The organism is Saccharothrix sp. NRRL B-16314, assembly GCF_000716595.1.
GTDB lineage: Bacteria > Actinomycetota > Actinomycetes > Mycobacteriales > Pseudonocardiaceae > Actinosynnema.
Genome location: NZ_JNXC01000006.1, coordinates 49,900 through 74,143, shown reverse-complemented (window position 1 = coordinate 74,143; position 24,244 = coordinate 49,900). Strand labels below are relative to the sequence as shown.

At 69.7% G+C, this 24,244-nt stretch carries 25 protein-coding genes; 13 read left to right on the top strand and 12 right to left on the bottom strand.

Going from position 1 to position 24,244, the window contains the following annotated elements; translation table 11 throughout:
• Nucleotides 1–14 precede the first annotated feature (14 nt).
• The 5 genes from OQ02_RS12740 to OQ02_RS12720 all read right to left on the bottom strand — a co-directional run bounded on the left by OQ02_RS12740 (nucleotide 15) and on the right by OQ02_RS12720 (nucleotide 5,477).
• Entirely contained in the window at nucleotides 15–887 is an 873-nt protein-coding gene (locus OQ02_RS12740; protein WP_033438591.1) for a carbohydrate ABC transporter permease, read from the bottom strand.
• A complete protein-coding gene (locus tag OQ02_RS12735) occupies nucleotides 884–1,855 on the bottom strand; it encodes a carbohydrate ABC transporter permease (RefSeq protein ID WP_033438590.1) in 972 nt (323 codons plus the stop codon). Before OQ02_RS12735 ends, OQ02_RS12740 begins: the two co-directional genes overlap by 4 nt.
• Complete coding sequence (locus OQ02_RS12730; RefSeq protein WP_051772221.1) at nucleotides 1,852–3,138, bottom strand: ABC transporter substrate-binding protein; 1,287 nt, start codon at nucleotides 3,136–3,138, stop codon at nucleotides 1,852–1,854. Before OQ02_RS12730 ends, OQ02_RS12735 begins: the two co-directional genes overlap by 4 nt.
• 225 nt (nucleotides 3,139–3,363) lie before the next feature.
• Nucleotides 3,364–4,332 carry an arabinan endo-1,5-alpha-L-arabinosidase gene (locus OQ02_RS12725; RefSeq protein ID WP_033438589.1) on the bottom strand — a complete coding sequence of 323 codons (969 nt, stop codon included), beginning with the start codon at nucleotides 4,330–4,332 and terminating at the stop codon, nucleotides 3,364–3,366.
• A gap of 284 nt (nucleotides 4,333–4,616) precedes the next feature.
• Nucleotides 4,617–5,477 (bottom strand): alpha/beta fold hydrolase, encoded by an 861-nt coding sequence (locus OQ02_RS12720; protein ID WP_033438588.1) that lies wholly within the window; start codon nucleotides 5,475–5,477, stop codon nucleotides 4,617–4,619.
• A gap of 124 nt (nucleotides 5,478–5,601) precedes the next feature.
• Here OQ02_RS12720 and OQ02_RS12715 point away from each other — a divergent pair, with 124 nt between their 5' ends.
• The 5 genes from OQ02_RS12715 to OQ02_RS12695 all read left to right on the top strand — a co-directional run bounded on the left by OQ02_RS12715 (nucleotide 5,602) and on the right by OQ02_RS12695 (nucleotide 9,381).
• Nucleotides 5,602–6,168, top strand: coding sequence for a CGNR zinc finger domain-containing protein (locus OQ02_RS12715; RefSeq protein ID WP_197043304.1), 567 nt, complete (start codon nucleotides 5,602–5,604; stop codon nucleotides 6,166–6,168).
• 51 nt (nucleotides 6,169–6,219) lie between these two features.
• Nucleotides 6,220–6,507, top strand: coding sequence for a hypothetical protein (locus OQ02_RS12710; protein ID WP_033438709.1), 288 nt, complete (start codon nucleotides 6,220–6,222; stop codon nucleotides 6,505–6,507).
• A 170-nt stretch (nucleotides 6,508–6,677) separates the two neighbouring features.
• Nucleotides 6,678–7,019, top strand: coding sequence for a YdeI/OmpD-associated family protein (locus OQ02_RS12705; protein ID WP_051772220.1), 342 nt, complete (start codon nucleotides 6,678–6,680; stop codon nucleotides 7,017–7,019).
• A gap of 408 nt (nucleotides 7,020–7,427) precedes the next feature.
• Entirely contained in the window at nucleotides 7,428–8,891 is a 1,464-nt protein-coding gene (locus OQ02_RS12700) for a family 43 glycosylhydrolase (protein ID WP_081915570.1), read from the top strand.
• Between the two features lie 73 nt (nucleotides 8,892–8,964).
• Complete coding sequence (locus tag OQ02_RS12695; protein ID WP_033438587.1) at nucleotides 8,965–9,381, top strand: RbsD/FucU domain-containing protein; 417 nt, start codon at nucleotides 8,965–8,967, stop codon at nucleotides 9,379–9,381.
• A 108-nt stretch (nucleotides 9,382–9,489) separates the two neighbouring features.
• Here OQ02_RS12695 and OQ02_RS44755 read toward each other — a convergent pair whose 3' ends face one another.
• On the bottom strand, nucleotides 9,490–9,675 hold the full coding sequence (locus OQ02_RS44755; protein WP_033438586.1) for a hypothetical protein: 186 nt from the start codon (nucleotides 9,673–9,675) through the stop codon (nucleotides 9,490–9,492).
• Nucleotides 9,676–9,856: 181 nt separating this feature from the next.
• Here OQ02_RS44755 and OQ02_RS12685 point away from each other — a divergent pair, with 181 nt between their 5' ends.
• The gene (locus OQ02_RS12685) at nucleotides 9,857–10,285 is read left to right on the top strand and encodes an Hsp20/alpha crystallin family protein (protein WP_197043303.1); all 429 of its coding nucleotides are present in this window, start codon (nucleotides 9,857–9,859) and stop codon (nucleotides 10,283–10,285) included.
• Nucleotides 10,286–10,368: 83 nt separating this feature from the next.
• Here the strand turns inward: OQ02_RS12685 and OQ02_RS12680 are convergent, their stop codons facing one another.
• A complete protein-coding gene (locus tag OQ02_RS12680) occupies nucleotides 10,369–10,581 on the bottom strand; it encodes a DUF397 domain-containing protein (RefSeq protein WP_033438584.1) in 213 nt (70 codons plus the stop codon).
• 12 nt (nucleotides 10,582–10,593) lie between these two features.
• The gene (locus tag OQ02_RS40880) at nucleotides 10,594–11,481 is read right to left on the bottom strand and encodes a helix-turn-helix domain-containing protein (RefSeq protein WP_051772219.1); all 888 of its coding nucleotides are present in this window, start codon (nucleotides 11,479–11,481) and stop codon (nucleotides 10,594–10,596) included.
• A 199-nt stretch (nucleotides 11,482–11,680) separates the two neighbouring features.
• Here OQ02_RS40880 and OQ02_RS12670 point away from each other — a divergent pair, with 199 nt between their 5' ends.
• A complete protein-coding gene (locus OQ02_RS12670; protein WP_033438583.1) occupies nucleotides 11,681–12,211 on the top strand; it encodes a hypothetical protein in 531 nt (176 codons plus the stop codon).
• A gap of 142 nt (nucleotides 12,212–12,353) precedes the next feature.
• Complete coding sequence (locus OQ02_RS12665) at nucleotides 12,354–13,127, top strand: hypothetical protein (protein ID WP_033438582.1); 774 nt, start codon at nucleotides 12,354–12,356, stop codon at nucleotides 13,125–13,127.
• A 10-nt stretch (nucleotides 13,128–13,137) separates the two neighbouring features.
• Here the strand turns inward: OQ02_RS12665 and OQ02_RS12660 are convergent, their stop codons facing one another.
• Nucleotides 13,138–14,391, bottom strand: a complete 1,254-nt coding sequence (locus OQ02_RS12660; RefSeq protein WP_033438581.1) for a DUF6239 family natural product biosynthesis protein — start codon at nucleotides 14,389–14,391, stop codon at nucleotides 13,138–13,140.
• Complete coding sequence (locus tag OQ02_RS12655) at nucleotides 14,361–14,924, bottom strand: hypothetical protein (RefSeq protein ID WP_033438580.1); 564 nt, start codon at nucleotides 14,922–14,924, stop codon at nucleotides 14,361–14,363. Before OQ02_RS12655 ends, OQ02_RS12660 begins: the two co-directional genes overlap by 31 nt.
• A gap of 451 nt (nucleotides 14,925–15,375) precedes the next feature.
• Here OQ02_RS12655 and OQ02_RS12650 point away from each other — a divergent pair, with 451 nt between their 5' ends.
• A complete protein-coding gene (locus OQ02_RS12650; protein ID WP_033438579.1) occupies nucleotides 15,376–16,056 on the top strand; it encodes a TetR/AcrR family transcriptional regulator in 681 nt (226 codons plus the stop codon).
• A gap of 75 nt (nucleotides 16,057–16,131) precedes the next feature.
• Here the strand turns inward: OQ02_RS12650 and OQ02_RS12645 are convergent, their stop codons facing one another.
• Nucleotides 16,132–16,953 carry a class I SAM-dependent methyltransferase gene (locus tag OQ02_RS12645; protein ID WP_033438578.1) on the bottom strand — a complete coding sequence of 274 codons (822 nt, stop codon included), beginning with the start codon at nucleotides 16,951–16,953 and terminating at the stop codon, nucleotides 16,132–16,134.
• Nucleotides 16,954–17,001: 48 nt separating this feature from the next.
• On the bottom strand, nucleotides 17,002–17,985 hold the full coding sequence (locus OQ02_RS12640) for a hypothetical protein (protein ID WP_033438577.1): 984 nt from the start codon (nucleotides 17,983–17,985) through the stop codon (nucleotides 17,002–17,004).
• A 637-nt stretch (nucleotides 17,986–18,622) separates the two neighbouring features.
• Between OQ02_RS12640 and OQ02_RS12635 the strand changes: the two genes are divergently transcribed.
• The 4 genes from OQ02_RS12635 to OQ02_RS12620 all read left to right on the top strand — a co-directional run bounded on the left by OQ02_RS12635 (nucleotide 18,623) and on the right by OQ02_RS12620 (nucleotide 24,244).
• Complete coding sequence (locus tag OQ02_RS12635; RefSeq protein WP_156077012.1) at nucleotides 18,623–19,018, top strand: ATP-binding protein; 396 nt, start codon at nucleotides 18,623–18,625, stop codon at nucleotides 19,016–19,018.
• 87 nt (nucleotides 19,019–19,105) lie between these two features.
• Nucleotides 19,106–19,516: a hypothetical protein gene (locus OQ02_RS12630; RefSeq protein WP_156077011.1), complete on the top strand. Its 411-nt coding sequence runs from the start codon at nucleotides 19,106–19,108 to the stop codon at nucleotides 19,514–19,516.
• A gap of 681 nt (nucleotides 19,517–20,197) precedes the next feature.
• Nucleotides 20,198–22,957: an AAA family ATPase gene (locus OQ02_RS12625; protein ID WP_063747055.1), complete on the top strand. Its 2,760-nt coding sequence runs from the start codon at nucleotides 20,198–20,200 to the stop codon at nucleotides 22,955–22,957.
• Between the two features lie 60 nt (nucleotides 22,958–23,017).
• Complete coding sequence (locus OQ02_RS12620) at nucleotides 23,018–24,244, top strand: class I SAM-dependent methyltransferase (RefSeq protein ID WP_033438576.1); 1,227 nt, start codon at nucleotides 23,018–23,020, stop codon at nucleotides 24,242–24,244.

The window sequence follows — 24,244 nt, the reverse complement described above, 5'->3', positions numbered from 1 at the left end:
ACCCCTCCGACTCCTCAGCCCTTGAGCCCTTGCGTCGACACACCCTCCACCAGGAAGCGCTGGAAGAACAGGAAGAACAGGATCACCGGCACCAGCGCCAGCATCGACATGGCCATCAGCGCGCCGAAGTCCGAGCCGGACGTCTCGTCGATGAACAGCTGCAACGCCAACGGCAGCGGGTACTTGTCCGGCGTGCTGAGGTAGATCAGCGGCCCGAAGAAGTCGTTCCAGCTCCAGATGAACGTGAAGATCGCCGTGGTGATCAGCGCCGGCCGGCACAGCGGCAGGATGATGTCCCAGAACACCCGCCAGTGGTTCGCGCCGTCGATCTTCGCCGACTCGTCCAGCTCACGCGGCAGGTTCCGGATGAACTGCACGATCAGGAAGATGAAGAACGCCTCCGACGCCAGGAACTTCCCCGCCAGCAGCGGCACGTAGGTGTCGACCAGGTCGAGGTTCTGGAACACGATGTACTGCGGGATGATCAACACGTGGAACGGCAGCAGCAGCGTGCTGATCATGATGCCGAACATCACCGTCCGGCCGCGGAAGCGCAGCCGGCCGAACGCGTAGGCCGCCAACGCCGACGACGCGACCGTGCCCACGACGGACAGCACCGCCAGCACCGCCGAGTTCAGGAAGAACCGGCCGATGCCGACGCCCACGACACCCTCGAACACCCGGTCGTAGTTCGCCGTCGTCACCTCGCTCGGCAGCAGTCGCAGGCTGCCGACGATGTCCTCGGACGGCTTGAACGTCGCCGCCAGCACCCACACGATCGGGTACAGCACCACCGCGAGCAGCAGCAGGACGCCGACGTGCCACACCACACTGCGCACCCTGGCGGTCCCACCCGCCTTGTCGGAGGTGGCCACTCGTCGCCTCATCGCTTGTCCCCCGAGTCACCGGAGTAGAAGACCCACCCGCGCGCGGTGCGGAACAGGAACACGGTCACCAGGCCCACGCCGAGCAGCAGCATCCACGCCATCGCGGACGCGTACCCCATGCGGTAGTCGCCGAAGCCGCGGTCGAACAGGTAGATGGTGTAGAACAGCGTGCTGCCGGCCGGCTGCCCGTTCGGCCCGCCGACCACGTACGCCGACGTGAACACCTGGAACGAGTTGATCGTCTCCAGCAGCAGGTTGAAGAACACCACCGACGAGATCATCGGCAGGGTGATCGACCGGAACTGCCGCCACCGGCCCGCGCCGTCGACCTCGGCCGCCTCGTACAGCTCGCGCGGCACCTGCTTGAGCCCCGCCAGGAAGATCACCATCGGCGCGCCGAGCTGCCACACGGCCAGCAGCACGAGCATCATCACCGAGTAGTCGGGGTTGCCCGCCCAGCCGCCGGTGTCGATACCGACCCCGAGCAGCAGCTTGTCGACCACCGAGTCGTCGCTGAACATCATCTTCCACACGATCGCGACGCTGACGCTGCCGCCGATCAGCGACGGGCCGTAGAACGCCGCCCGGTAGAAGCCCTGCCCGCGCCGCTTGCTGTTGAGCAGCATCGCCACCGCGAGCGCGGCGGCCAGCTTGACCGGCACCGCCAGCGCCACGTAGATCGCCGTCACCTGCACCGACCTGAGCCAGCGCGGATCGGAGAACATCTTCTCGTAGTTCTCCAGGCCGATCCACGTCGGGCTGTTGAAGAGGTCGTAGTCGGTGAACGACAGGTACAGCGAGGTCACCATCGGCCCGAGGGTCAGCAGGAGGATCCCGATGAGCCAGGGGGAGAGGAACAGGTAGCCCGCCATGCCGTCGCCGGGCAGACGGGCCCGCTTGCGCGGACCCGTCGACCCCGTCGTGCGAACCCCGTCGTCGAGGTCCGGCGTGATCGTCGCCCTGCTCACGACCCGAGGGTTTCCTCAGCCTCGGTGAAGAACTGGTCGACGGCTTCGTCCACGGAGATGCGGCCGTACTGGAGTTCTTCGGCGATCCGGATGAACGCCTGTTCCAAGGTGCCGGCGCCCTTCGGCGGCGCGGGCGGCGTCTTGCCGAACTTGTCCTTCAGGTCTTCCTCGTACGCCGCCACCAGGGCGAGCGCACCGTCCAGCTGAACGGCGGAGCGCTGGGCGTTCGTCGGCGGGAGGCCGCGGTTCGCGCCGAACAGCTTGCCGACCTCCGGGTCGTTCGCCATGAACGAGACCAGCTTGGCCGCCGCCGCCGGGTGCTCGCTCTTCTGCGACACGCTGAGCAGCATGGACGGCTTCAGGTACTGGCCGCTGGTGCCCGCGTTGTCGGTCGGCACCGGACCGAGCTTCAGCTCGGCCTTGGCGCCCTTGTCGTAGCGGGCCATGAAGTTGTCCCAGCCGAGGTCACCGGCGATCAGGTCCATTTCGAGCGCGAACGCGGGCTTGATCTGCACGCTCTTCTCGATCGGCAGCGTCGACTTCGAGTCGACCAGCTGCTTGCCCTCGCCGAAGAACTTGGCCAGCCGGGCCTTGTCGAAGCCGAGCTTGCCGTCCTCCGTGTAGAGCAGGCCGCCCTCCTGGCGCAGCTGGAGTTCCAGGTTGTAGTAGCTGCCGACGTAGTTGCCGCCGCCGTGCACGCCGGTCTTCGCCATGATCGTGGCCATGGCCTCGCGGTAGTCGTCCCAGGTCCAGCCTTCCTTCGGCTCGGCGACGCCGGCCTGGGCGAACAACGCCGGGTTGTAGATGTAGCCCCAGGTGTTGCCGCCGACCGGCACGCCGTACAGCTTGCCGTCGATCTCGCCCGCGCCCTTGAGGCCGGGCAGCAGGTCCCCGAGTTCGAGGTTCTTGCCGTCCTGCTTCTTCAGGTCGTACAAAGCTTTGCGGTCCGAGTACTCCCGGATGTAGGCGAAGTCCATCTGGAGCACGTCGGGCGCGTTGCCGCCGGCGGTCTCGGTGGCCATCTTCTGCCAGTACGCCTCGAACTCCTGGAAGCTCGGCGTGACCTTGATTTCCGGGTTCTTCTGCTGGAAGAGGTCGATCGCCTTCTGCATCAGCTCGGCGCGCTCGGCGTTCCCCCACCACGAGAAGCGCAGGGTGGCGGGACCGGCCTGCGTCTCGTCACCGCTGCCGCTGCCGCCGTCACCGCAAGCAGCGGCCGTGGTGACGGCAAGCATCGCGACCACTGTGGTCGCCACGCCCTTGAAACGTTTCAGTGCACCCATTCGAGATTCCTCCGGTTGTGACCGCTGGGAGCGTGCCGCGCGATGCGAAGGGGAAAGCGCTTTCCGGGAGGCTACGAGCACATTGCGCGAACGTCAATGCCCACTTCGGCAGTCTCGCGGCGGCCGATCGGAGGTCTTTGGGTGCGGTGAGGGGTGCGGTCCGCGGCCCGCCGCCCCCGGGCCACCGCTGGTCGCGGTGTCCTGGGGCGGGGACCGGGATCGTCGTCATCGGAGGTAGGGCCAGCCCGCCGAGTCGAAGGCGAGCAGGTTGATCCCCAGCCGGGACGCGCCGTTGTCCGCGTAGTAGTGGTACACGATGATGTCGCTGTCGCTGTCGCCGAACACGTCCTGGTGGCCGGGGCCGTGGATGCTGCCCTGCCCGGCCAGGATCTCCGTGCCGCCGCCGGACGTCATGGCGACGCCGTTGCGGTCGCGGTACGGCCCGGTCACGTCGGTGGAGCGGCCCACCATCACCCGGTACGTGCTGGAAGCGCCGCGGCAGCACAGGTCGAACGAGACGAACAGGTAGTAGTACGAGCCGCGCTTGACGATGTTCGGCGCTTCGATCGCGCCGCCGTTGCGCCCGGCGATGGACCGGATCGTGGTGTCGGACCGCTTGCCCGTCGACGAGTTCAGGGCGACCATCTTGATCCCGGACCAGAACGAGCCGAAGCTCAGCCACCAGCGGCCCTGGTCGTCCACGACGAGGTCGGGGTCGATGGCGTTGAAGTTGTCCGAGGTGCGGGACTCGACGACCAGGCCCTGGTTCGTCCACGTGCCCGAGTTGCCGCTGGTGCTGGTGGCCAGGAAGATCGCCGACCGGTTCGAGCCGAACGTCGAGGCGGAGTAGTACAGGTAGTACTGACCGTTGCGGTAGGACAGGTCCGGCGCCCACAGGTTCCGGCTGCCGCCGGTGTAGGTCGTGGTCCAGGACGCGCCGTTGGGGAACACCGCGCCGGCGTTGCGGAACGCGGTCCGGTCGGTGGAGGTCTTGAGCGCGACGTTGTCGCCGGTGTGCGCGACGAGGTAGCCGCCGCCGGGCCGTTTGACGACGCTCGGGTCGTGCACGTTGATGTCGCCGGTCACCAGGCCGGGGCCCGGGTAGGCGGACGCTTGCGGCGCGACCGTGACGGACACGGCCGTCATGGCGAGCGCGGCGAACAGGGTCAGGGCGCGTTTCCTCAGTGCAGCCACGGTTTCCTCGATGTCTCGGGGGATCGGGTGCGGCGGCGAGGGGTGTCCGGAGTGGACGGAGACGGACTCGTGCGTCGCCTCCTTGCGAGCAGGAATCGTGAGGCGCCTCCGGTCCGTGTTGCCGAGGGGTCACCTTGGCCGGGAGCGCTTCCAGGCACCGTAACGCAGTCCGCCCGAGGCGGGCAAGGATTGTCTGTTATCGCTAACACACGCCCTCGCCCGCCTGGGCTGCGTGGACGCCCCGTCAGGTCAACGAGGGTGACCGGGATCTGTTAACGCTGCCATCACTGGTTCAGCACTCGGCCGAGGAAGCCCCGGATGTAGCCGGCGATGGTGTCCAGGCTGTCCTCCAGGGCGAAGTGGCCGGTGTCCAGGAGGTGGATCTCGGCGTCGGGCAGGTCGCGCCGGAACGCGCGCGCGCCGTCCGGGCCGAAAATCTCGTCGTGCCGCCCCCACACCACGAGCAGCGGCACCTGAGTGTCGCGGAAGTACTGCTGGAACGCCGGGTACGCGTCGAGGTTGTGGCGGTAGTCGCGGAACAGGGCGAGCTGCACCTCGGCGTTGCCGGGGCGGTCGAGCAGGGCCTGGTCGTGGGTCCAGGTGTCGGGGCTGATCCGGCTCGGGTCCTTGACCCCGTGGGTGTACTGCCAGCGCGTGGCGTCGGACGTGAGCAGGGCGCGCACCGCCGGCTCGGTGTCGGGGCCGGGGTTGGTGGCGTAGGCGAACAGCGGTTCCCAGAACGGCGTGAAGCCCTCGGTGTAGGCGTTGCCGGACTGCGTGATGATCGCGGTGACCCGCTCCGGGTGGCGTGACGCGATCTTGAGCCCGATGGGTGCGCCGTAGTCCTGGATGTAGAGCGCGTGCTCCCGGACGCCGAGCTGGTCGAGCAGGGCCAGCGTGATGTCGGTGAGGGCGTCGAAGGTGTAGTCGAACTCGTCCGCGGACGGGGCCGAGCTGTGGCCGAAGCCGATGTGGTCGGGCGCGATGACGCGGTAGCGGTCGGCGAGTGCCGGGATCAGCTCGCGGAACATGTGCGAGCTGGTGGGGAACCCGTGCAGCAGCACCAGCACGGGGGCGTCGGCCGGGCCGGCGTCCCGGTAGAACACGCGCTGCCCGTTGATGTCGGCGTGGCGGTACGAGGTCATCGTCTTCTCCTGGCTCGGACTATCTAACCGTTCAACTGCGTTTGAAGGGTTAGAGGGCGCGGCCAGGTTAGGCACGTGCGTGTTAACCTGTCAAGCGAGTCTGAACGGTTAGGGGGTGGTCGCCGTGCTCGGCGCAGACGTCGCGCTGGCGGCGGCCCTCCTGGCGAAGGGCTGGCCCGCCCGTCCGCTCGTGGACCAACCGCTGGGGATCGACCTGCTGAACACGCGCTGGGTGGCGGGCGGTGTCGCCTACGACCTGCTGGACCACGTCGACCTGACGGAGGGGTGGCTGGCGGACCGGGATCTGGAGTCCGCGCAGCCCGTGCCCCGGCAGCAGCTCCGCGACGCGCGTGACGCGCTGGCGGCCGTGATCGCGGACCCGGCGGACTGCGCTGCCTTGAACTCCCTGCTCGATCACGGGCGGGTGCGGTTGGCGGTGGACGAGCGGGGTCTGGTCGAGCATGCCGACGTGGCCGATCCCGGGTGGCGTGCGGCGTGGGCCTGCCTGCACGACTACGTCCGGCTGCGCGCGGCGACGCCGGACCGGCTGCGGAAGTGCGCGAACCCCGACTGCGTCCTGCACTTCCAGGACACCTCGCGCACCGGCAGGCGCTTGTGGTGCTCGATGACCGGCTGCGGCAACCGCCTCAAGGCCCGCCGCCACCACAGCAGGTCCCGGTCCCACCCCTGACCGCGCGGGCAGGTGGCGTCAAACTGCCGCCCGGTGGGTATGGCAGAGCACATGACGGATCAGGAACCGCTCGACCTCGGCACGACGGAACTGTCGGCGGACGAGGAGTCGCGCGTCAGGCGGGCCCACGACCTCGACCGGCCGGAGGTGTTCGACGAGCGCAACGACGTCGACCGCCGGGCGCGGACGCGGGCCAACCTGCTCCCGGAGGAACTCGACACGGGCAGCGCCGACCCGGAGGCGCAGGCGCGCGAGGTGCTGCGCGATTCGGACGTGCGCACCGAGATCCCCGAGTCCGCGCCCGACACGATGGTCGAACGGCGCGAGTCCGACGCTTGACCGCCTGACCTGCCTCGGCGCGTGACGACGACGCCGAGGAGTTCGTCCTCCTGGTGCGGGCTGAGTCGCCGGCCCACATCGAGACCATGGCCGAGCGGCAAAGTGCTCACTCGGTGAGCACTTTGCCTCCGCATGATGGGTCCAGTCGTCGTCGGACCCAGGAGGACCTGATGGAAACGCTCGATCGTGCGAAGGTCATCGACTTCGCGGACGCCGCCGAGTGGGAGTCCTGGCTCGCCGAGCACCACGCCCGCGCGGCCGATGTCTGGATCAGGATCGCCAAGAAGGGGTCGGCCCGGACGTCGGTCACGATCACCGAAGCCCTCGACGTCGCCCTCTGCCACGGCTGGATCGACAGCCACCGCAGGGCGCTCGACGAGGACTACTACCTGCAGCGGTACTCGCCGCGCCGAGCGACCAGCTCGTGGTCGCGGATCAACGTCGGCAAGGTCGAGGCGCTCATCGCCGCCGGGCGGATGCGGGAGGCGGGGCTCGCCGCGTTCCGCCCGTAGCCACCGCCTGGACGAGGGTGGACGCCGGGTGGGCGGACGGGGGGAGAGTCGCGTCCGCCCACCTGGCAAGTTCGGTTGCCGTCGGTGCGGCGGGGGAGTGGTTCCCGGCGAACGTAGCGCACGCTTTTCGTCGGCGGCAAGAGCTTCGGGTAATAATCTTGTTATCGCTAACAGTGCTAGGCGTGCACGCAGTACGGCCGCGGCGGAAATGCCCGATCGGACCGCCTTGCCTCGGTCGACGGTCCCGAACTGGCTCGGAGTACGACGTCGCGAGCCGAACCGGACCAATGAGCGGATGTCTGCGCCATCGGAGTCGCAACTGCCGCGTAATGGGGTATTGAGCTGGAGCAAGCCTCGCTGTTAGCGTTAACAGCACGCCTGTCCCGACCCCGCGATGGAGTGGAACCGATGAACAGTGCTGTTCCCCGGTGGCTCGCCCGCAAGCTCGCCGTGGTGGCGGTGGCGGTCGCCACCGCGCTCGCCGGTCTCGTGGCGGTGACGCCCGCAGCACAGGCGTCCCCCGCGGTGCAGTACACGAACGCGCTGGCCAACCAGCGCGCGGATCCGCACATCTTCAAGCACACCGACGGCTACTACTACTTCACCGCGACCGTCCCGGAGTACGACCGGCTCGTGCTGCGCCGGGCGACCACCATCCAGGGGTTGGCGTCGGCGCCGGAGTCGGTGATCTGGCGCAAGCACAGCAGCGGTGAGATGGGCGCGCACATCTGGGCGCCGGAGATCCACTTCATCAACGGCAAGTGGTACGTCTACTTCGCCGCCGGTCGCACCGACGACGTGTGGCGCATCCGGCCGTACGTGCTGGAGAACAGCAGCGCCAACCCGCTCACCGGCACGTGGACCGAGCGCGGGAAGGTCAACGTCCCGTGGGACACCTTCTCCCTGGACATGTCCACGTTCGAGGTCAACGGCGTGCGGTACCTGACCTGGGCGCAGTCGGAACCGGGCATCGCCACCAACTCCAACGTCTACCTGGCGCGCATGGGTTCGACCCCGTGGAGCATCACCGGCACCGTGACCAGGCTGACCGTGCCGACGCTGGCGTGGGAGATGCGCGGCGGCGTCAAGGTCGCCGAAGGGCCGACGGTGATCCAGCGCAACGGGCGGATCTTCCTCACCTACTCGGCCAGCGCCACCGACGCGAACTACTGCCTCGGCATGCTGACCGCGTCGGCGTCGGCGAACCTGCTCAGCGCGTCGTCGTGGACGAAGAGCCCGAACCCGGTGTTCGAGAGCAATGCCTCGACCGGGCAGTACGGGCCGGGCCACAACTCGTTCACCGTGTCCGAGGACGGGCAGAGCGACATCCTGGTCTACCACGATCGCAACTACCGCGACATCAGCGGCGACCCGCTGCGCGACCCGAACCGCCGCACCCGCGTGCAGAAGGTCTACTGGAACGCCGACGGCACGCCGAACTTCGGCACCCCGGTCGCGGACGGCGTCACGCCGGTCCGGCTCAAGTCGTACAACTACCCGGACCGGTTCGTCCGGCACTGGGAGTACCGGGCGCGGGTCGAGGCGAACGTCAACCCGCTGGCCGACTCGCAGTTCCGGGTCGTGTCGGGGCTGAACGGCTCGGGCACGGTGTCGTTGGAGTCGACCAACTTCCCGGGCTACTACCTGCGGCACCGCAACTACGAGTTCTGGGTCGACCGCAACGACGGCACGGCGGCGTTCCGCGCCGACGCGAGCTTCTTCCGCCGGACGGGGCTCGCCTCGGGTTCCGGGGTGTCGTTCGAGGCGCAGAACTTCGCCGGCCAGTACCTGCGCCACAACGGCACGACCGTCAACCTGACCACCGCGTCGGACTCGGTCGCCCGTGCCGACGCCACGTTCGTCCTGGAATGACATCCTCGGACGTTCACCCGAGCAGCCCACGACGTGGGTTCTACCGCCGTCACATCGAGAGGTCGTCAGAAAAGTGCTGCGCTACCCCCTGTTGCACCCGCCGTTGCTCCACGCCCTGGCCACGGCGGGCCACGGGTCGAAGGTCCTGCTCGCCGACTCCAACTACGCGCACCGGACCAACATCCACCACCGGGCCACGCTGATCCACCTCAACCTGCGGCCCGGTCTGGTCACGGTGGACGAGGTGCTGGAACCGGTGCTGTCGGCGACCCCGGTGGAGTTCGTGCACACCATGCGCCCGGACGACCTCTCGACGCCGGAGGCGTGGACGAACTACGAACAGCTCCTCGGCCCGGACCTGCCGTTGCAACCGTTGGCGCGGCAGGACTTCTACGAGGCGTGCCGTTCGCCCGAACTCGCGGTCTGCGTGGCCACCGGCGATGTCCGGCACTACGCGAACGTGTTGCTGACGGTCGGTTTCATCGGCTGATCAGACCTCCGGCCCGCACACGTCGTCCCTCGTGTGCGGGCCGGAGTCCGTTGGTGGGGCTCGGGGTTTGCGGGAGGCTCGTCGAGGCGGTCAACTCGTCGATGCGGGTCAGCGGGGCTCGTCGATACCGGGAGCCGTCACGTCGTCGTCCGCTGCCAGTTCGGGGTCGCGCCATTCTTCCGACCGGCTCGGGCGGTTCCCGCGCAAGGTGGCTTCCAGCTCGTGCTTGAGCTCGTCGTCCTTGGCCGGGCCGTGCTTGCTGCTCTCGCGGTGCATGGGCTGGTCCTCCTCCATGCTCCTTCGGACTGGGGGCAGTTGTCTCGTGCGCGGATGGAGTACCCGTCGTAGGTTCGGCCGAATCAACCCGCCGCCGGCGTACCACCGCACGCGTTCACCCGTTCGCCCGAGCGTGAAACGCGGTGGACCGGGGTACTTCCCGGTCAGACGTCGGGGTAAACGGGAAGGTGACGTCGTGGTGGAGCGGCTGACAGTCCGGCGGCGGAATCCCTGCGCGGGCGCCGAGCCGGAGGACTGGCCGGACCCGGTGCGCGACATGGACGTGTGGTGGGACCGGATCGGGCGGCACCTGGGGCTCGACTGGGACCTGAGCATCGCCGACGACCGACCTCTGTCGGTGGACGTCGCGGTGACCGAGCAGGCCTACTTCTTCGCCACGCTGCTGCACGACGTGCACCGCGAGGACGTGCGGGTGGAGATCCGCGACCACGACCTGCACGCGGACGGCACACCGGTCCGACGCGACCGGGTCGGCATCACGGTGCGCCCGACCGGTTCCCGGCGCACGTTCTACTACTGCGCGACCGTTCCGGCTGCGGTGGACGTGGAGCGGATCGACGCGTGGCTGTTGGACGGCATGGTCGTGGTGCGGGTACCGATCAACTAGGCCACCTGGCCCGGCGGTTCCGGTCGCCCCTCGGCGACAGGGGCGACCGGAACCGTTTTGGTCGTGCGGTGGGGTTTCGGGATTCAGGCGGGGGTGTCGAAGTTCCCGGCCTTGGCGGCGTGGACGAATGCGGTGATCTCGCCGGGGGTGAAGGTGAGGATCGGGCTGGTCCGCCCCTGTTTGCTGTCCCGCACGGCCATCCCGCCGTCGGGCAGGGTCGCCAGCTCGACGCACTCGTTGCCGTTGCCGTCTCCGGTGCTGAAGGAGGACTTGCGCCACGTCAGGTGTTCGGTCATCACGTCATCTCGCTAGGTCGCAGGGCTGCTGTCGCCTGCGGCCCCGAAACGGGCCGCTGCGTCCAGTATCAGCGCCTTCGACGCCTGCAAGTCCAGTGCCGCGACCTTCCGCCGGTCCCAGGCGACCCGATACGGCGCGGTTGCGGTCTCCCGGTCGCGGTAGAACGACTCGGCGTGCCCGTAGACCTGCACCACGTCGCCGGTCGGGCCGTTGGCGAAGCGCAGCAGGTTGAAGCTCGAATCCATCGCCGGGTACGCGCCGCTGGAACTGGGCTGGACCTGGATCTCGACGTTGGGCAGGTCGCACACCACCGCCAGGTGGCGGAGTTGCTCGCGCATCAGGTCGGGGCCGCCGACCGGCAGGTGAAGCGCGAACTCGTGGAGGACCACGCGGATGAGGGGTGCGTTCGACCGGGTGACCACCTGCTGACGGGCCTTGCGGAGTCGGACCAGCTCCTCGACGTGCTCGGTGGAGAGCAAGTCGCCGCTGCGTCGCCACAACTCCCGCATGTACGCCTCGGTCTGGAAGAACGGCGGGATCAAAGTCAGCGTCACCACCAGGATTTCCACCGCGTCGTCGCGCTCCAGCTCCAGGAACGCCCGGGACTTCACCGGCACGAACATCGGGAATTCGCCGCGCTTGGTACTCGCACGGACCTCCCGTGCCAGCTCGACCAGCATGGCGATCTCGTCGTCGTCCACGCCGTAGGCCTTGGCCAGCGTCTCGACCTCCTGCCGCCGGAACTTGAACTGGCCCTTCTCCTTGCGCGTCAGCGTCGGACCGGTGACGTCGATCAGCTCGGCTGCGGCGTCGCGGTCGATGTCGGCTTCCTTGCGGAAGCTGCGCATCGCGGCACCGAGTTGACGACGTTGGCTGATCGCGCTGTCGTCGCTGTTCATCGCCAAGGCGGCACTCCTCTTCGTGATCACCCACGCAGGGCGGCAGTACGTGTTTACCGTACGTACACTCGATCGAGTAGCGACTTCACCCGGATGAGTCGCGCTTGAAAAGGCACGTACGTGTTTAACTCTGATCTTGCAAACCGTTGTCCGGCACGCAGGCTTTCATGCCTGCGGTGAACACGATCGAGGTGCACATGTGCGAACGGGGATCGGCTTCGTGAGCGGCAACCAGCTGGTGACCAGCCTGGGCATGCACTTGGACGAGTACGTGTCGATCGACCTGCGCGGACGCCTGGGCGCGACGGCGTTCCTGGTGATCGGTGACACGATCGAGATCACCCTCGGCGAGGGACACGTGCGGTCGCTGCGAGATCAGGCCGCGGCGGCACTGGGCGACATGGTGCAGGCACAGCGGGCCGAGAAGGCCGTGGGGGACGCCGATCGGGCGGCGGCGCAGGCGTTGACCGCCGCAGAACTCGCGCGGGAGAAGGCGGACGCCGCAAGGCTGGCCGGCGCGCGGGAGCAGGCCGATCTGACGGAGGAAGCCGCCGGGCGCGCGGCCGAAGCGGCTGAACGGGCTCAGGTGGCCGTGCGGGCGGCGGTGGACGCGATGGACGAAGCCGACGAGGCGGCGGGGGCGGCCAGGACGGCGGCGATCAAGGCGATCAAGGCGGCGGAAGCGGTCGGTCGGGTTCGGTCAGCGGAGGAGCAGAACGGCGCGGTGTGAACGTGTCGGCATCCGCGCGCCGACGAGTCCGGCAAGGAGGACCCGCGACCGCCGACCCTCAGTCGGAGTCCGGGGTTGATTCGGGGTGATCCCAGGGGTTCGCCTGATCATCTGTGCGACGCGGCGGGGAAAGCTCTTCGGCATGACGAGATCGAAGACTTCCCGCCGTGGTTCTGCGGTGGCGCTGGCCTGCGCCACGGCGATCGGGTTCGCTGCTGTGGTGACCCCACAAGCATCGGCCGACCCCGCACCGACCAACGACCCGGCACCCACCAACGGCGCTGTGCCCACCTTCGACTTCGCCGACTGCCCGTCGATCCCGGCCGGTGCTGATCCGGCGTTGTGGCGGTGCGAGGTGCTGGTGTCCAGCGGCACGTTCAGGTTCGGCAGCCTGCCCGAGCAGCCGACCGGGACGATGCGGCTGACGTTCGCCGAGGGGCAGCTGGACGGGAAGTTCGCCCAGGTCTTCGGCGCGCTGCGGGCCGACCCGACCCCGGTGCCCGGCGGACTGCTCGGCGTCCCGGGAACGGACGCGCACAACCCGAAGCTGCGACTGGACCTGCGCCTCGAGTACGCGGGCTACTCCGACTTCCTCTCCGTCGGCGACCGCATGGGGGAGCAGCACCTGAAGCTCGGGGTCATCTCCCCGCTGCTGCCGGGCACCTGCACGATCGGCAGCGACGAGGACCCGATCAAGTTCAGGCCGATCAGGGTCGGCCGGCACGAAGTGATCTCCACCGACCCGAAGGTGCTGAAGTTCACCATCGAGGACAACGAGTTCGCCGTGCCGGGGGCACAGGGTTGCGGCGGTCTGGACCGGCTGGTGAACCGCCGACTCGGCCTGCCCGCTCCCGCCGGCGGGAACAGGATGACGTTCACGACGTACGTCGGGCTCAAGGGCTACCCGGTCCTCTGACAACGGGTGCTCAGCCGGTCCACGCCGCCAGACCCGAACTCGACGGCGCGGCACCGGGGAAGGCGGAGGACAACACCCGCACGTACCGGTGCGCCTCGGTCGTCGTCAGGTCCGGCGGGGCCAGCCACGGTGCGAGGTGGTGGCGACCCGGAGGGGGAACGCCGCCCAGCACCAGGACGTCGGGCGCGCCGGACGTGACGGCGTAACCGAGGCGTGCGGCCTCCTCGTGCACGACCTTCGACGCCTCCACCGCCCGGTCCGACGTGTCCGCCACGACCGTGAACGGCCCCCTGACCGACGCGACCCAGGCGCGCAGCACTGCCGCGTCCGCGTCGGTCAGGCGTGGCCACGGCAGGTCACCGCGCCTGCCGGTCAACTTCGCCGCCAGCACCGCCGACGCGTAGTCCGGACCCTCCGGCCCGCGCACGTCCGGCCCGGCCCACGCCACCCGGCCCGGGTTCACCGGCACGGTGGTCCGTTCGCCCGCCCGGTCCAGCCACAGCTCGCCGCGCCCTTCGGCCAGCCACACCAACGCCCACCGCCCGCCGACCCCCGTCCGGGACAACGCCGGCACGAGGGCGGACGGCGCGTTGCCCACCGACAACGGGACATCCGTGGTCTGCACGAGGTTCCAGCCGGGCATGTGCGGCACCACCAGCACGTCCACGGGGCGGTCGCCGAGCGCCACCCGCGTCAGCAGCGGGTCGCCGGCGGGTGGCGTGGCGAGCTGCCCGGAGACGGTGACCTGGCCGAGGCCCGCCAGCAGCGCAGCGCCCAGCACCGCGCCGACGAGCCGCACCGGCACCGTCGGAGGGCACAGCGCGAGCCACGCCACCCCGACGAACGCCGCCATCAGCACGATGTAGGCGAACGCCGACGGAGGCCCGGAGAGCCACGCCCCTGCGGCCACCGTCGTGGACACGGCAGCGGCCACCACGCACCGGCCCAGCACCGGCTGCGCCTGGCGAAGCACCGGGGGAACCACCAGCAGGCCGATCAACGCCACGGCGGCGATCCCCGGCATCCACGACGCATCCGCGATGAGCAGCGCCACGATCCCGCCGAAACCGGCGGACCCGGTGACCACCCGCCGGGTCACGACACCCTGCGCGGCGGGGACGAAGGGCCGGACCAGGGCCCAGCACGCGACCACGGTCACCGAGCCGAGCAGGATCAGCCGGAGGAGGGTGAAGCCGAGCGGCAGGCCGACGGCGCCGTGGTTGTGCACGGGCGTCAGGCCGACGCACCGACCGGGACGGCGCACGTGCAGCGCATCTCCGTCCGCTCCACCGGAGTCGGCCGCCGGTGCACCAGCATCGCGACCACCATCGGCACGAACACCACGAAGTTGTAGAACAGGTGCAGCTCCACCCGCGGGATGAGGAGCTGGATGACGCTGGTCGGCACCGGCTTGCCGAGCAGGTAGGCGCCCGTGGACGACTGGATGATCAGCAGCAGGTGCTCGATGTGGTGCCAGAACTGCAAGCCGAGCGCGATGGTCCACCACGTCGCCGAGCGGCCGACGAAACCCTTGCGCAGCAGGAAGAGGAACACGAGCATCACGAGCGCGAAGCCGTAGTGCATGACCTCCGACGTCACCAGCCAGGGGAACCACAGGCCGAGCGCACCCTTGGACGCGGGCACCGGCCAGCCCATCACGTAGATCTGCACCGCCTGGGTGATGTGCTCGACCCAGTGCGCCAGCACGATCACCATGAACGCGTAGAGCGACACCTTGTGCCGGCTGGTGTTGAGCGAACCCCCGGCGGTGCGGGACTGGGGGTGCAAGTCGACCATGGTTCCTCCTGGTGCGAGCGCCTGGCCCGGTCGATCCCATTACAACGTTATCGAAGCACGCATCGTCGACGCCGCAAGGGTTTCCCGTGCTCTTTCGCCCACCTGAGCGCGGTTCGGTACGGATGGACGCGTCCGGCCGGGTGATGTGCGGACCCGCACCAACTTGGTTGCTTGTCAGGACTGACCCCTAGTAGGGTTTCGGATCACGGTGTCGAAGCGGGTCGAGCCCGCCCCGGGGCCGCGTTTCGGCTTCCCCCTCGGGACCCCCAGCCCGCGCGGAAGCCGTGCGCACGGGCGGCGTGCATGTCCATTGAGGACTGGACGGCCGCCCCTGCCGCGCGGATGGGCTGGTACCGGCCCGTCCGCGCGGTTCCGCGGCCCGGACGGCGGCCTCCGCGTTTCGCATAACGTTGTCAGGTGAAGAATAACGGCGTTGTGCAACACTGCCGGGGTGAGCCCGCGGAAGCTGGACCCGGACACCCGAACCACCCTCGTCGACATCGCGGCGAGGCTCCTGGCCGAGCACGGCGCCGGCGCGCTGTCCACCAGGAAGATCGCGGCCGAGGCGGGTACCTCGACCATGGCGGTCTACACCTACTTCGGCAGCATGAGCGGCCTGGTCCGCGAGATGGTGCACGAGGGCTTCGCCCGGCTGGAGCAGCAGTTCGCCGGGGTGCGGCAGACCGACGACCCGGTCGCGGACATGGCCGTGCTCGGCCACGCCTACCGGCACAACGCGAGGGTGAACTCCCACCTGTACGCGGTGATGTTCGGCGGCCAGTCCCTGGCGGGCTTCTCGCTCACCGAGGACGACCGCCAGCACGGTCGGTACACCCTGGCCACGGTGGTCGACTGCGCCGGCCGCTGCATCGCCGCCGGCCGGTTCGGGGAAGCGGACCCGCTGCTGGTCGCCCACGAGATGTGGATCACCACGCACGGACTGGTGAACCTCGAACTCGGCGGGTACCTGATCGACCCGGTCGGTGCGGACCGGGCCTACGAGGCAATGCTGACCAGCCTCCTGGTCGGTGTCGGCGACGACGTAAAGTCCGCTGCGGCGTCGTTGGCCGCGTCGAAGAAGCGCCGCCGCCGCGAGGTCGAGACACCCGAGCCGGTCACGAGCCGGAACTGAGCACCTCGACCGGGCTGTCCACAGTGGACCGCCCGCGGTTCGGCCGGGGCGAACAGGTTTCGCCCGCCCCGGTGCCTACTGCTCCTGTGCCGAGCCGGTGGTGCCCGAGCCGATCAAGGTCGTCGTGTCGAGTTCGGTCACGCCATCCGCGCGGAGCAAGTCGAGGTACTGCCGGCGCACCGCCTCGACGGTGTCGGCGTCGAGCCCGGCGAGACCGCGCCGGAACCCGGAACCGATGATCACCAGCCAGGCCAGTTCGGGCGTCATGGCCAACCGCAGTTCGTGCGCCACGACCTCGACGTCGACCAGGCCGCGCCCGGTCAGCCAGTCGGCGTAGCTGTCCACCTGGTTGATCCGGTCGAGGAGGTGCGGCTCGCGCTCCTTCGCCGGCGGTGTGTTGGTGACGGCGGCGACCGCGCGGCCGAGGTACCGGCCGGCGAGTTGCATCGCCCCGTCGCGCCAGACGGTGAGCGCGACCCGGCCGCCGGGACGGGCCAGGCGGATCAACCGGTCGGTGCCGGCCGTCATGTCGGGGAAGAAGAAGATGCCGAGCCCGCACAGGACCGCGTCGTAGGCCTCCGCCTCCCACTCCGTCACGTCGGCCTCGTGGGCGCGCAACTGCGGCAGACCGGCCGACAACCGGCGCAGCTCCGCGACCATCGGGCCCGACATGTCTACCGCGTCCACCACGCCGTCCGCGCCGACCTGCCGCGCCGCGGGGATCGCGGAGGCACCGGTGCCGCAGCAGGCGTCGAAGACGCGGTCACCCGGGCGGAGTCGGGCGGCTGCCGCGGTCGCCGCACCGATCGGCTCCCACAGGTGACGCCCGAGCGCGGTGAAATCCGCCGCGGCGGCGTCGAAGGCGCGCTGGATCTCTTCTTTCCGGTCATCGGCCATCCCGTGACGATAACCGCTGGTGACGGCGGGTACCGGTGTTCGACACGGTCACGACCACGGCGCCATCGGGTACCACGGGATGATCTCCCGGCGCGCCAGCAGCCTGATGTCCCAGTACAGGAAGGTGAAGACGCCCGCGACGATCAGCGCGGCGGCCGTGATGGTGGCGACCCTCGCCGGATCGGCCGAGAGCCACCGCTGCAACCGGCCGCCGGTGAAGTAGGCCAGCGCGAGGAAGACCAGGGCGATGATCACGATGTTGCCGACCGACTGGAGCGTGAACGCGGCGGCGCCGTACAGCGGGTTGTGGCTCTCGGCGGCGTCCCGGAACATCTGCCGGAACAGGCCGAACGGCCGGCCGATGAGGAACCCGGCGATCAGCACGCCCATGAACACCATCGGCGCGTTCGGGAACCTCCGGGCGATCCGGCGGAACGGGTCGCGCACCAGGCCGAGCGCGGCGAGCCCCAGGTAGATCATCACGAGGCCGATCACGCCGAACACGACCAGCGTCTGGATGCTGCGGCTGTTCAGCGTGCCCGGCGCCGACGCCGCGGTGGCGAACTGCGGCATCCGCGTGCCGACGATCCCGACCAGCACCCCGTACAGCGCGGACACCGGGATGATGCCGACCGCCAGCCAGCCGATCGGCTTCAGCGCGCCGCGCAGCCGTGCCCAGCGGGTTTCCGCCGCACCGAGCATGGGGGCGACCGCGCCGAACGCGGCGATGTTGCACGCGGTGAACGTGCCCGCGATGCCGCTGACGAACGCGAACGCGATCCCCGAGAGGATGCCCTCGACCGGGGTCGCCTTGGCGTCGTGGCCGAGGAGCGCGTTCGCGACGTTGTCGCCGATCGTGGAGTCGACGAAGTGCGCCGACCAGACCACGGTCAGCATGAAGCCGGCCAGCGCGCTGAGCGCGACGACGAGCCACCGCCGGTTCGGGAAGTGGCCGTTGACGAACGAGGACGTGCCCGTGGTCGCCGTCGTCGACACCGTCTGGTCGATCTTGCCGGTTCCGCTGCGTGTCATCGGTCCCTCTCCGGAGCAATGCCGTTGAGCCCGCTTTAGGCGGCGGTGCCAGGGGGTTCGTCCAGCATTGCAGAAAAGGGGAGCGGATTGACTTCTCCATTGGAGTGAGTCGATCGGCCGAACGGTCGCGGAGCGGCAACTCCGCAGGCAGGAGGGCTGCGCGGGTCGTACCGGGTCCGGTTCGACAATGCGCGCAGAGGTCACATCACGCTGTTATGGAATAGTGCTGGTCAGCGGCGTGAATGCGGAATCAATGCGCCGGGAAACCACCGCTTGACCGCCGGCGGTCGCGGGCGCTGCGTCGCCGAATGCCCGGCCGGGTGCGTCAGGGGCGTCCAGGTCAAGGCGAGGTGCCCGTGCTGGAACCGTTGTCCGGCACGGCAGGTCGCTACCCGGAGTTGTACCGGTACGTGCTCGTCGTGACGTGACCGGTGTCACTCGACGATCGTCCACTTCGGACGCTCGGTGACCGGGTCGTCACCGCGTGGTCGCTCGGCCCGCGCCCGCGTGACCTGGAGGTTCGGTCGGACGGCGAAATTTCGGACGTGACCGTCGTTCCGGTGTTTCCGCCGCCGTGCCACCGGGTACTACGAGAGTTGTTTCTGCCTTGAGAACACAGGGCACTGGAGGGCGGACCGTGAGCACTGTCGATGTCCCTCGGGACGGGGTCGACCTCGACCTCCCCGATGCGCCTCCCAGCCCGGCATCGCTGTCGGGACTGGTAGCGGGCACTTTCCCGGAGATCGGCGACGACAGGTTGGTGGACATCCTGGTGGTTGCCGGGCAACTGGTGGGCAACGCCTACCGGCACGCCCGCGCGCCGCGCCGGCTGCGGCTGGTGCGGCCGGACGACGGTGACGTGGTCCGCGTCGAGGTGGATGACGCCAGCCCGAGCCGGCTACCGGTCCTGGGTCGACTGGACACCCCCGCGCACGGCCGTGGCCTGCTCATGGTCAACCGGCTGTCGGTGAACTGGGGGCACCGGCCGCGGCCCGACCACAAGACCGTCTGGGCCGAGGTCCGCCTCGCCTGAATCGTTCCCGTCAGGTCGCAGTTTGCGGGTGTCGCGTGAGGGAAACCCGTCCGATACGCCCGGCGACCGTCCCGGGAGTAACAGTTGTTGGAAGGCACGAGTGTGGACGTCGTCGAACGGTCCCCCGACCACATCGACTTCGACTTGGAGGACACCGTCCCACCCATGCGCAGCGCGCGGAGGTGGATCGCCGACAGCCTGCCCGACCTGGACCAGTCGCAGTTGCTGGACCTGCTGGTGATCGCCGACGCGCTGATGACCAACGCCTTCGAGCACGCGAGCGCACCGCGCCGGCTGCGGCTGCGGCGCCCGCGGGGCCGGCGGGTGGTCCGGGTGGAAGTGGACGACGCGAGCCCCGAACTCCTGCCGGTGCTGGGCAAACCGGGTGGGCGCGGGCTGCACAACCGCGGTCTGCTGCTGGTGAACCGGTTGTCGTGCGGGTGGGGTGTGGACCCCTGTGCCGGGCACAAGACCGTGTGGGGTGAGGTCGGGGCCTGAATTCGCGGCCGGCCGATCGCCGCGCTGCGCGGCTGTCCAAATTGGATGGACTTTGTTCCGAATCCGGGCGATACGTCCGATTCCTGTGAACGTCTAACCAACTATAGGGCTGTTTAGTCAATTGGAGCGCTCGCGGGTCGGTGCGGGCGGCGCTCGGCGCGGCGACCTGCCGGGCCGTCCGTCACGTGCGGTCGGAGTATCGCCGTCGCAGGGGGCCGTGCAGTACTGTTAACCGTGACGGACCGTGCGGAATCCCGCACTCTTCGTCAGGACTTCCGGCACGAAGTTCGGTTCTGGCGGCAAGGTCGACAGGGGATGGTGCCGGCTGCAAGTGTTCTCCCGGCCACGGTTTCGACACGACTGCCTACCGAATTCCCGGTCGCGTGCGGGTAGTTGCCCTGATCATGGTATGTCGGACGCCCCCTGACCGCAGTTGGGCCGGATGGGCCAATGTCTCATTTCGCACGTTGCGCCGTTTGAGGCTACCGGCAGCAGGGCAAAATGAATTGTTGGTTTCGTGCTTCCGAAGGCCGGATGGACGCAACCGCTCCCAGGACCGCCTATGTGCGGGTGTGGCTAAATCCTGGTCGGTCGGCAAGGGTTGCTCCGCGTGCTATAAAACGCCAGACCGCATCCGTCGAGAAAAAGCCGTCGGTCGCCCAACTTGGAAGGGAGCTGGTGATGGTGCTGTCGGACCACCGAGGTGCCCTCGCCGAGTTGACCGCCCTGCTCGCCGAATGCACGCGGGGCGCGGGGCGCTTCGCGCTCGTCAGCGGGGGCCTGGCCAGCGGAAAGACCGAGCTGTTGCAGCAGTTCCAGCGCCATGCGGCCGATGCCGGCGCCCTGCTGCTCACGGCTGCGGGCGCGCCGGCCGAGCGCACCCTCCAGGCCGGGATCGTCGACCAGTTGTTCCACGGCGCCGGCCTGCCGCCGGAGATCGCCGACCGCATTTCGCACCTGATCACGCCGTTTGCGGCGACCGTGGATGAATCCGCTTCGGATGTCCGCGCTATTCGGCACGGCAGCGTCCGCGCGGTGCACGAGATGTGCGGAATCGTCCTCGAATTAACGCGCGAGCGTCCCGTGGTGATCTGCGTGGACGACGTGCAATTCGCCGACAGCTCGTCGTTGCAATTCCTGCTCTACCTCCGCCGGCGGATGGGCTCCGGGCGCGTGCTCGTGGTGCTGACCGAGTGGGAACAGCCCCGGCTGACGCTGCCGCTGTTCCACGGCGAGATGACGCGCCGGCCGCACCACCGCATCCGGCTCGCGCCGCTGTCCGAAGCCGGCATCGCCGACCTGCTGCGCGAGCACGCGGGGGCGGGTGACGCCGACGCGGCCGACGTCGACGATCCGGCCGCGGTGCTGCACCGGATCACCGGCGGCAACCCGATGCTGGTCCGGGCGATGATCGAGGACATGGACGCCGGTCGTCCGGCCGGACCGGAGCGGGTCGGCCCGGCGTTCGGGCGCGCGGTGCTGGAGTGCCTGCACCGCTGGGAAGCGGGCCTGCTGGAGGTGGCCAGGGCGGTCGCCGTGCTGGGGGAGGACCGCACGCCCGTCCTGGTGGGGCGGCTGGCGGGCACCACGCCCGAGGCCGCCGAGCAGGTGGCCGACGTCCTCACCGCCGCCGGCCTGCTGGTCGACGGCCGTTTCCGGCACCCCGGCGCCGAGGCCGCCGTCCTGGACAGCATGCCGGGCGCGGAGCGCGCACGGCTGCACGCGCGCGCCGCCGAGCTGCTGTACCAACGGGGTGCGGCCACCGCCGTCGTCGCCGACCACCTGGTCGCGGCGGACCGCGTGTCGGCCGGGTGGCCGGTGGCGGTGCTGCGGATCGCCGCCGAGCAGGCGCTGATGTGCGACGACGTCGCCGCCGCCGTGCGCTACCTGGAACCGGCGCTGCCCGCCGCCGACGAGGACGAACGCCTCGGCATCACGTGCGTGCTGGTGCACGCGCTGTGGCGGGTGAACCCGGCCGCCGCCGTGGTGCACGCCGCACCGCTGCGCGAAGCCATGTGGGAAGGGCGTTTGCGCGGTCGCGACGCGATGAGCGTCGTGCAGCACGCCCTGTGGAACGGCGACGAGGCCACCGCGATCCGCGCGCTCGACATCCTCAAGGCCCGACCGGAGCTGTTGGACGCGCAGAGCGCCGCCGAGCTGCGGATCATCTGCCAGTGGGTGCACGGCTTGGGCGCGGCGACCGCGATGGCCTCGAACGCCGAGTCCGACGCGGACCCGTGGGTCGCCGCGGCGCAGGCGCTGGGCACGTTCTGGACCGCCGAGTTCTGCGCGGACGCCACCGCCAGCGCCGAGCACATCCTGCAGAGCTGCCACCCCGGCGACATGGCCTTGGAGGTCGTGCTCACCGCACTGCTGATCCTCGTGCACGGCGGGCACACCGAACGGGCCGAGCGCTGGTGCGAACGGCTGGCCGCCGAAGCGGCCCGCAGCGGCGCGGTGACGTGGCAGGCGCTCATCGAGGTGATCAGGGCCGACATCGCGTTGCGCTGCGGCGAGGTCGTGGTGGCCGTCGCCCGCGCCGAGACCGCGCTCGGTCTGCTGCCGCACCAGGGTTGGGGCGTGTCGATCGGCTACCCGCTCGCGGTGCTGTTGCAGGCCAACAGCGTCCTGGGCCGGCACCGGGTGGTCGGCGAGCTCATGCGGCTGCGCGTGCCGGACGCCATGTTCTCCACCGTGTGCGGCCTGCGCTACCTCAACGCGCGCGGCCACGCCAACCTCACCGCCGGCCGCGTGCTGGCCGCCATCAGCGACTTCCAGAACTGCGGCACGCGGATGCGCGACTGGGGCATCGACCTGCCGGTGCTGGCGGCGTGGCGCTGCGGCCTGGCGGAGGCGAACCTCCTGCTCGGCCGCCCGGAGGTGGCCCGCGAGCTGATCCGGGAACAGATGCGGCTGCCCGCCGGCGACCGGCGCACGCGCGGGACGTCGCTGCGGGTGATGGCCGCAGCCGGTGAACCGGACGAGCGGCCCGCGCTGCTCCGCGAAGCCGTGCAACACCTCCGCCAGGCCGGCGACCGGGTGGAGTTGGCCCGCGCGCTGTCGGACCTCAGCGAGGCGCTGGCCGACATCGGCGAGCACGGGCAGTCCAGGGAACTGGCCAGGGTCGCGGCGGAGGAGACGAAGGCGTCCTACTCCGGCGCGCTGCCCATCCCGATCGACTGGGCCGCCGGCGAGGCGGCGGACCCGCCGGACGAGCCGCCCGCGCTCAGCGACTCCGAACGCCGGGTCGCCGAACTCGCCGCGCAGGGCCACACGAACCGGGAGATCAGCGGCCTGCTCTACATCACGGTGAGCACCGTCGAGCAGCACCTCACCCGGGTGTACCGCAAGCTCGGCCTCAAAAGCCGGGCGGACCTGCCCCGCAGACTCGCGCACCTCACCGGCACGACGAGCACCCGGGCGTACGAAGCGCGCGGGTGACACCCTCCACCAGCACCACCTGCGCCGGACCGACCGGCACCTGAGCGGAAAGAGCTGCCCATGTCACCCGACTCCACCTGCCGGATCTGCACGGGGACGGTCGCCGAGTTCGTCGATCTCGGCACGCAGCCGCTGTCGGACGCCTTCCGGCTGCCGGAGGACACCTCCGAGGAGTTCTTCTACCGCCTCGCCGTGGGCGTGTGCGGCACCTGCGGCATGGTGCAGCTCATGGAGGAGGTGCCGCGGGAGAAGATGTTCCACGAGGACTACCCGTACATCTCGCAGGGCTCCGCCGTGATGCGCAAGCACTTCCAGGCGTTGGCCGAGCGGTTCCTGGCCACCGAACTGGCCGGCGCCGACCCGTTCGTGGTGGAGCTGGGCTGCAACGACGGCACGATGCTGCGCACGGTGGCCGAAGCGGGCGTGCGGCACCTCGGTGTCGAGCCCTCCGGCGCGGTCGCCGACATGGCGGCGGCGGCCGGCGTGCGGGTGCGCAAGGACTTCTTCGAGGAGTCCACGGCGCTGTCCATCCGCGAGGAGCACGGCGCGGCCGACGTGATCTACGCGGCGAACACGTTGTGCCACATCCCTTACATGGGTTCGATCCTCAAGGGCGTCGAGGCGCTGCTCGGACCCAGCGGCGTGTTCGTGTTCGAGGACCCGTACCTGGGCGACATCATCGAGCGGACGTCGTTCGACCAGATCTACGACGAGCACTTCTTCCTGTTCAGCGCGAGTTCGGTGGACGAGATGGCCCGCCGGCACGGGCTGGAGCTGGTCGACGTGGAACGCCTTGAGGTGCACGGCGGCGAGGTCCGCTACACGCTGGCCCGGCCCGGTGCCCGACCGCGGGCCGAGGCGGTCGCCGCGCTGCTCGCCGAGGAGAAGGACCGCGGGCTCGCGGAGCGCGCCACGCTGGACGTCTTCGGGGACCGCATCCGCGCGATCCGCGACGACCTAGTCGCGTTGCTGCGCAAGCTCAAGGACGAGGGCAAGCGGGTGGTCGGCTACGGCGCGACCGCCAAGAGCGCCACCGTGACCAACCTCTGCGGCATCGGCCCGGACCTGGTCGAGTTCATCGGCGACACCACCCCCGCGAAGCAGCACCGGCTCGCGCCCGGCTCGCACATCCCGGTGCGGCCCGCGGAGGAGTTCGCCAACCCGCACCCGGACTACGCGCTGCTCTTCGCGTGGAACCACGCCGAGGAGATCATGGCCAAGGAGCAGGCGTTCCGGGAGGCGGGCGGCAAGTGGATCCTGTACGTCCCCGAAGTGCACGTGGTCTGA

Bases quoted from the DNA above. Each gene is read 5' to 3' on its own strand.
- OQ02_RS12740 (WP_033438591.1), bottom strand. From the start codon at position 887: ATGAGGCGACGAGTGGCCACCTCCGACAAGGCGGGTGGGACCGCCAGG.
- OQ02_RS12730 (WP_051772221.1), bottom strand. From the start codon at position 3,138: ATGGGTGCACTGAAACGTTTCAAGGGCGTGGCGACCACAGTGGTCGCG.
- OQ02_RS12720 (WP_033438588.1), bottom strand. From the start codon at position 5,477: ATGACCTCGTACCGCCACGCCGACATCAACGGGCAGCGCGTGTTCTAC.
- OQ02_RS12710 (WP_033438709.1), top strand. From the start codon at position 6,220: ATGACGGATCAGGAACCGCTCGACCTCGGCACGACGGAACTGTCGGCG.
- OQ02_RS12705 (WP_051772220.1), top strand. From the start codon at position 6,678: ATGGAAACGCTCGATCGTGCGAAGGTCATCGACTTCGCGGACGCCGCC.
- OQ02_RS12700 (WP_081915570.1), top strand. From the start codon at position 7,428: ATGAACAGTGCTGTTCCCCGGTGGCTCGCCCGCAAGCTCGCCGTGGTG.
- OQ02_RS44755 (WP_033438586.1), bottom strand. From the start codon at position 9,675: ATGGAGGAGGACCAGCCCATGCACCGCGAGAGCAGCAAGCACGGCCCG.
- OQ02_RS12680 (WP_033438584.1), bottom strand. From the start codon at position 10,581: ATGACCGAACACCTGACGTGGCGCAAGTCCTCCTTCAGCACCGGAGAC.
- OQ02_RS40880 (WP_051772219.1), bottom strand. From the start codon at position 11,481: ATGAACAGCGACGACAGCGCGATCAGCCAACGTCGTCAACTCGGTGCC.
- OQ02_RS12665 (WP_033438582.1), top strand. From the start codon at position 12,354: ATGACGAGATCGAAGACTTCCCGCCGTGGTTCTGCGGTGGCGCTGGCC.
- OQ02_RS12655 (WP_033438580.1), bottom strand. From the start codon at position 14,924: ATGGTCGACTTGCACCCCCAGTCCCGCACCGCCGGGGGTTCGCTCAAC.
- OQ02_RS12645 (WP_033438578.1), bottom strand. From the start codon at position 16,953: ATGGCCGATGACCGGAAAGAAGAGATCCAGCGCGCCTTCGACGCCGCC.
- OQ02_RS12640 (WP_033438577.1), bottom strand. From the start codon at position 17,985: ATGACACGCAGCGGAACCGGCAAGATCGACCAGACGGTGTCGACGACG.
- OQ02_RS12625 (WP_063747055.1), top strand. From the start codon at position 20,198: ATGGTGCTGTCGGACCACCGAGGTGCCCTCGCCGAGTTGACCGCCCTG.
- OQ02_RS12620 (WP_033438576.1), top strand. From the start codon at position 23,018: ATGTCACCCGACTCCACCTGCCGGATCTGCACGGGGACGGTCGCCGAG.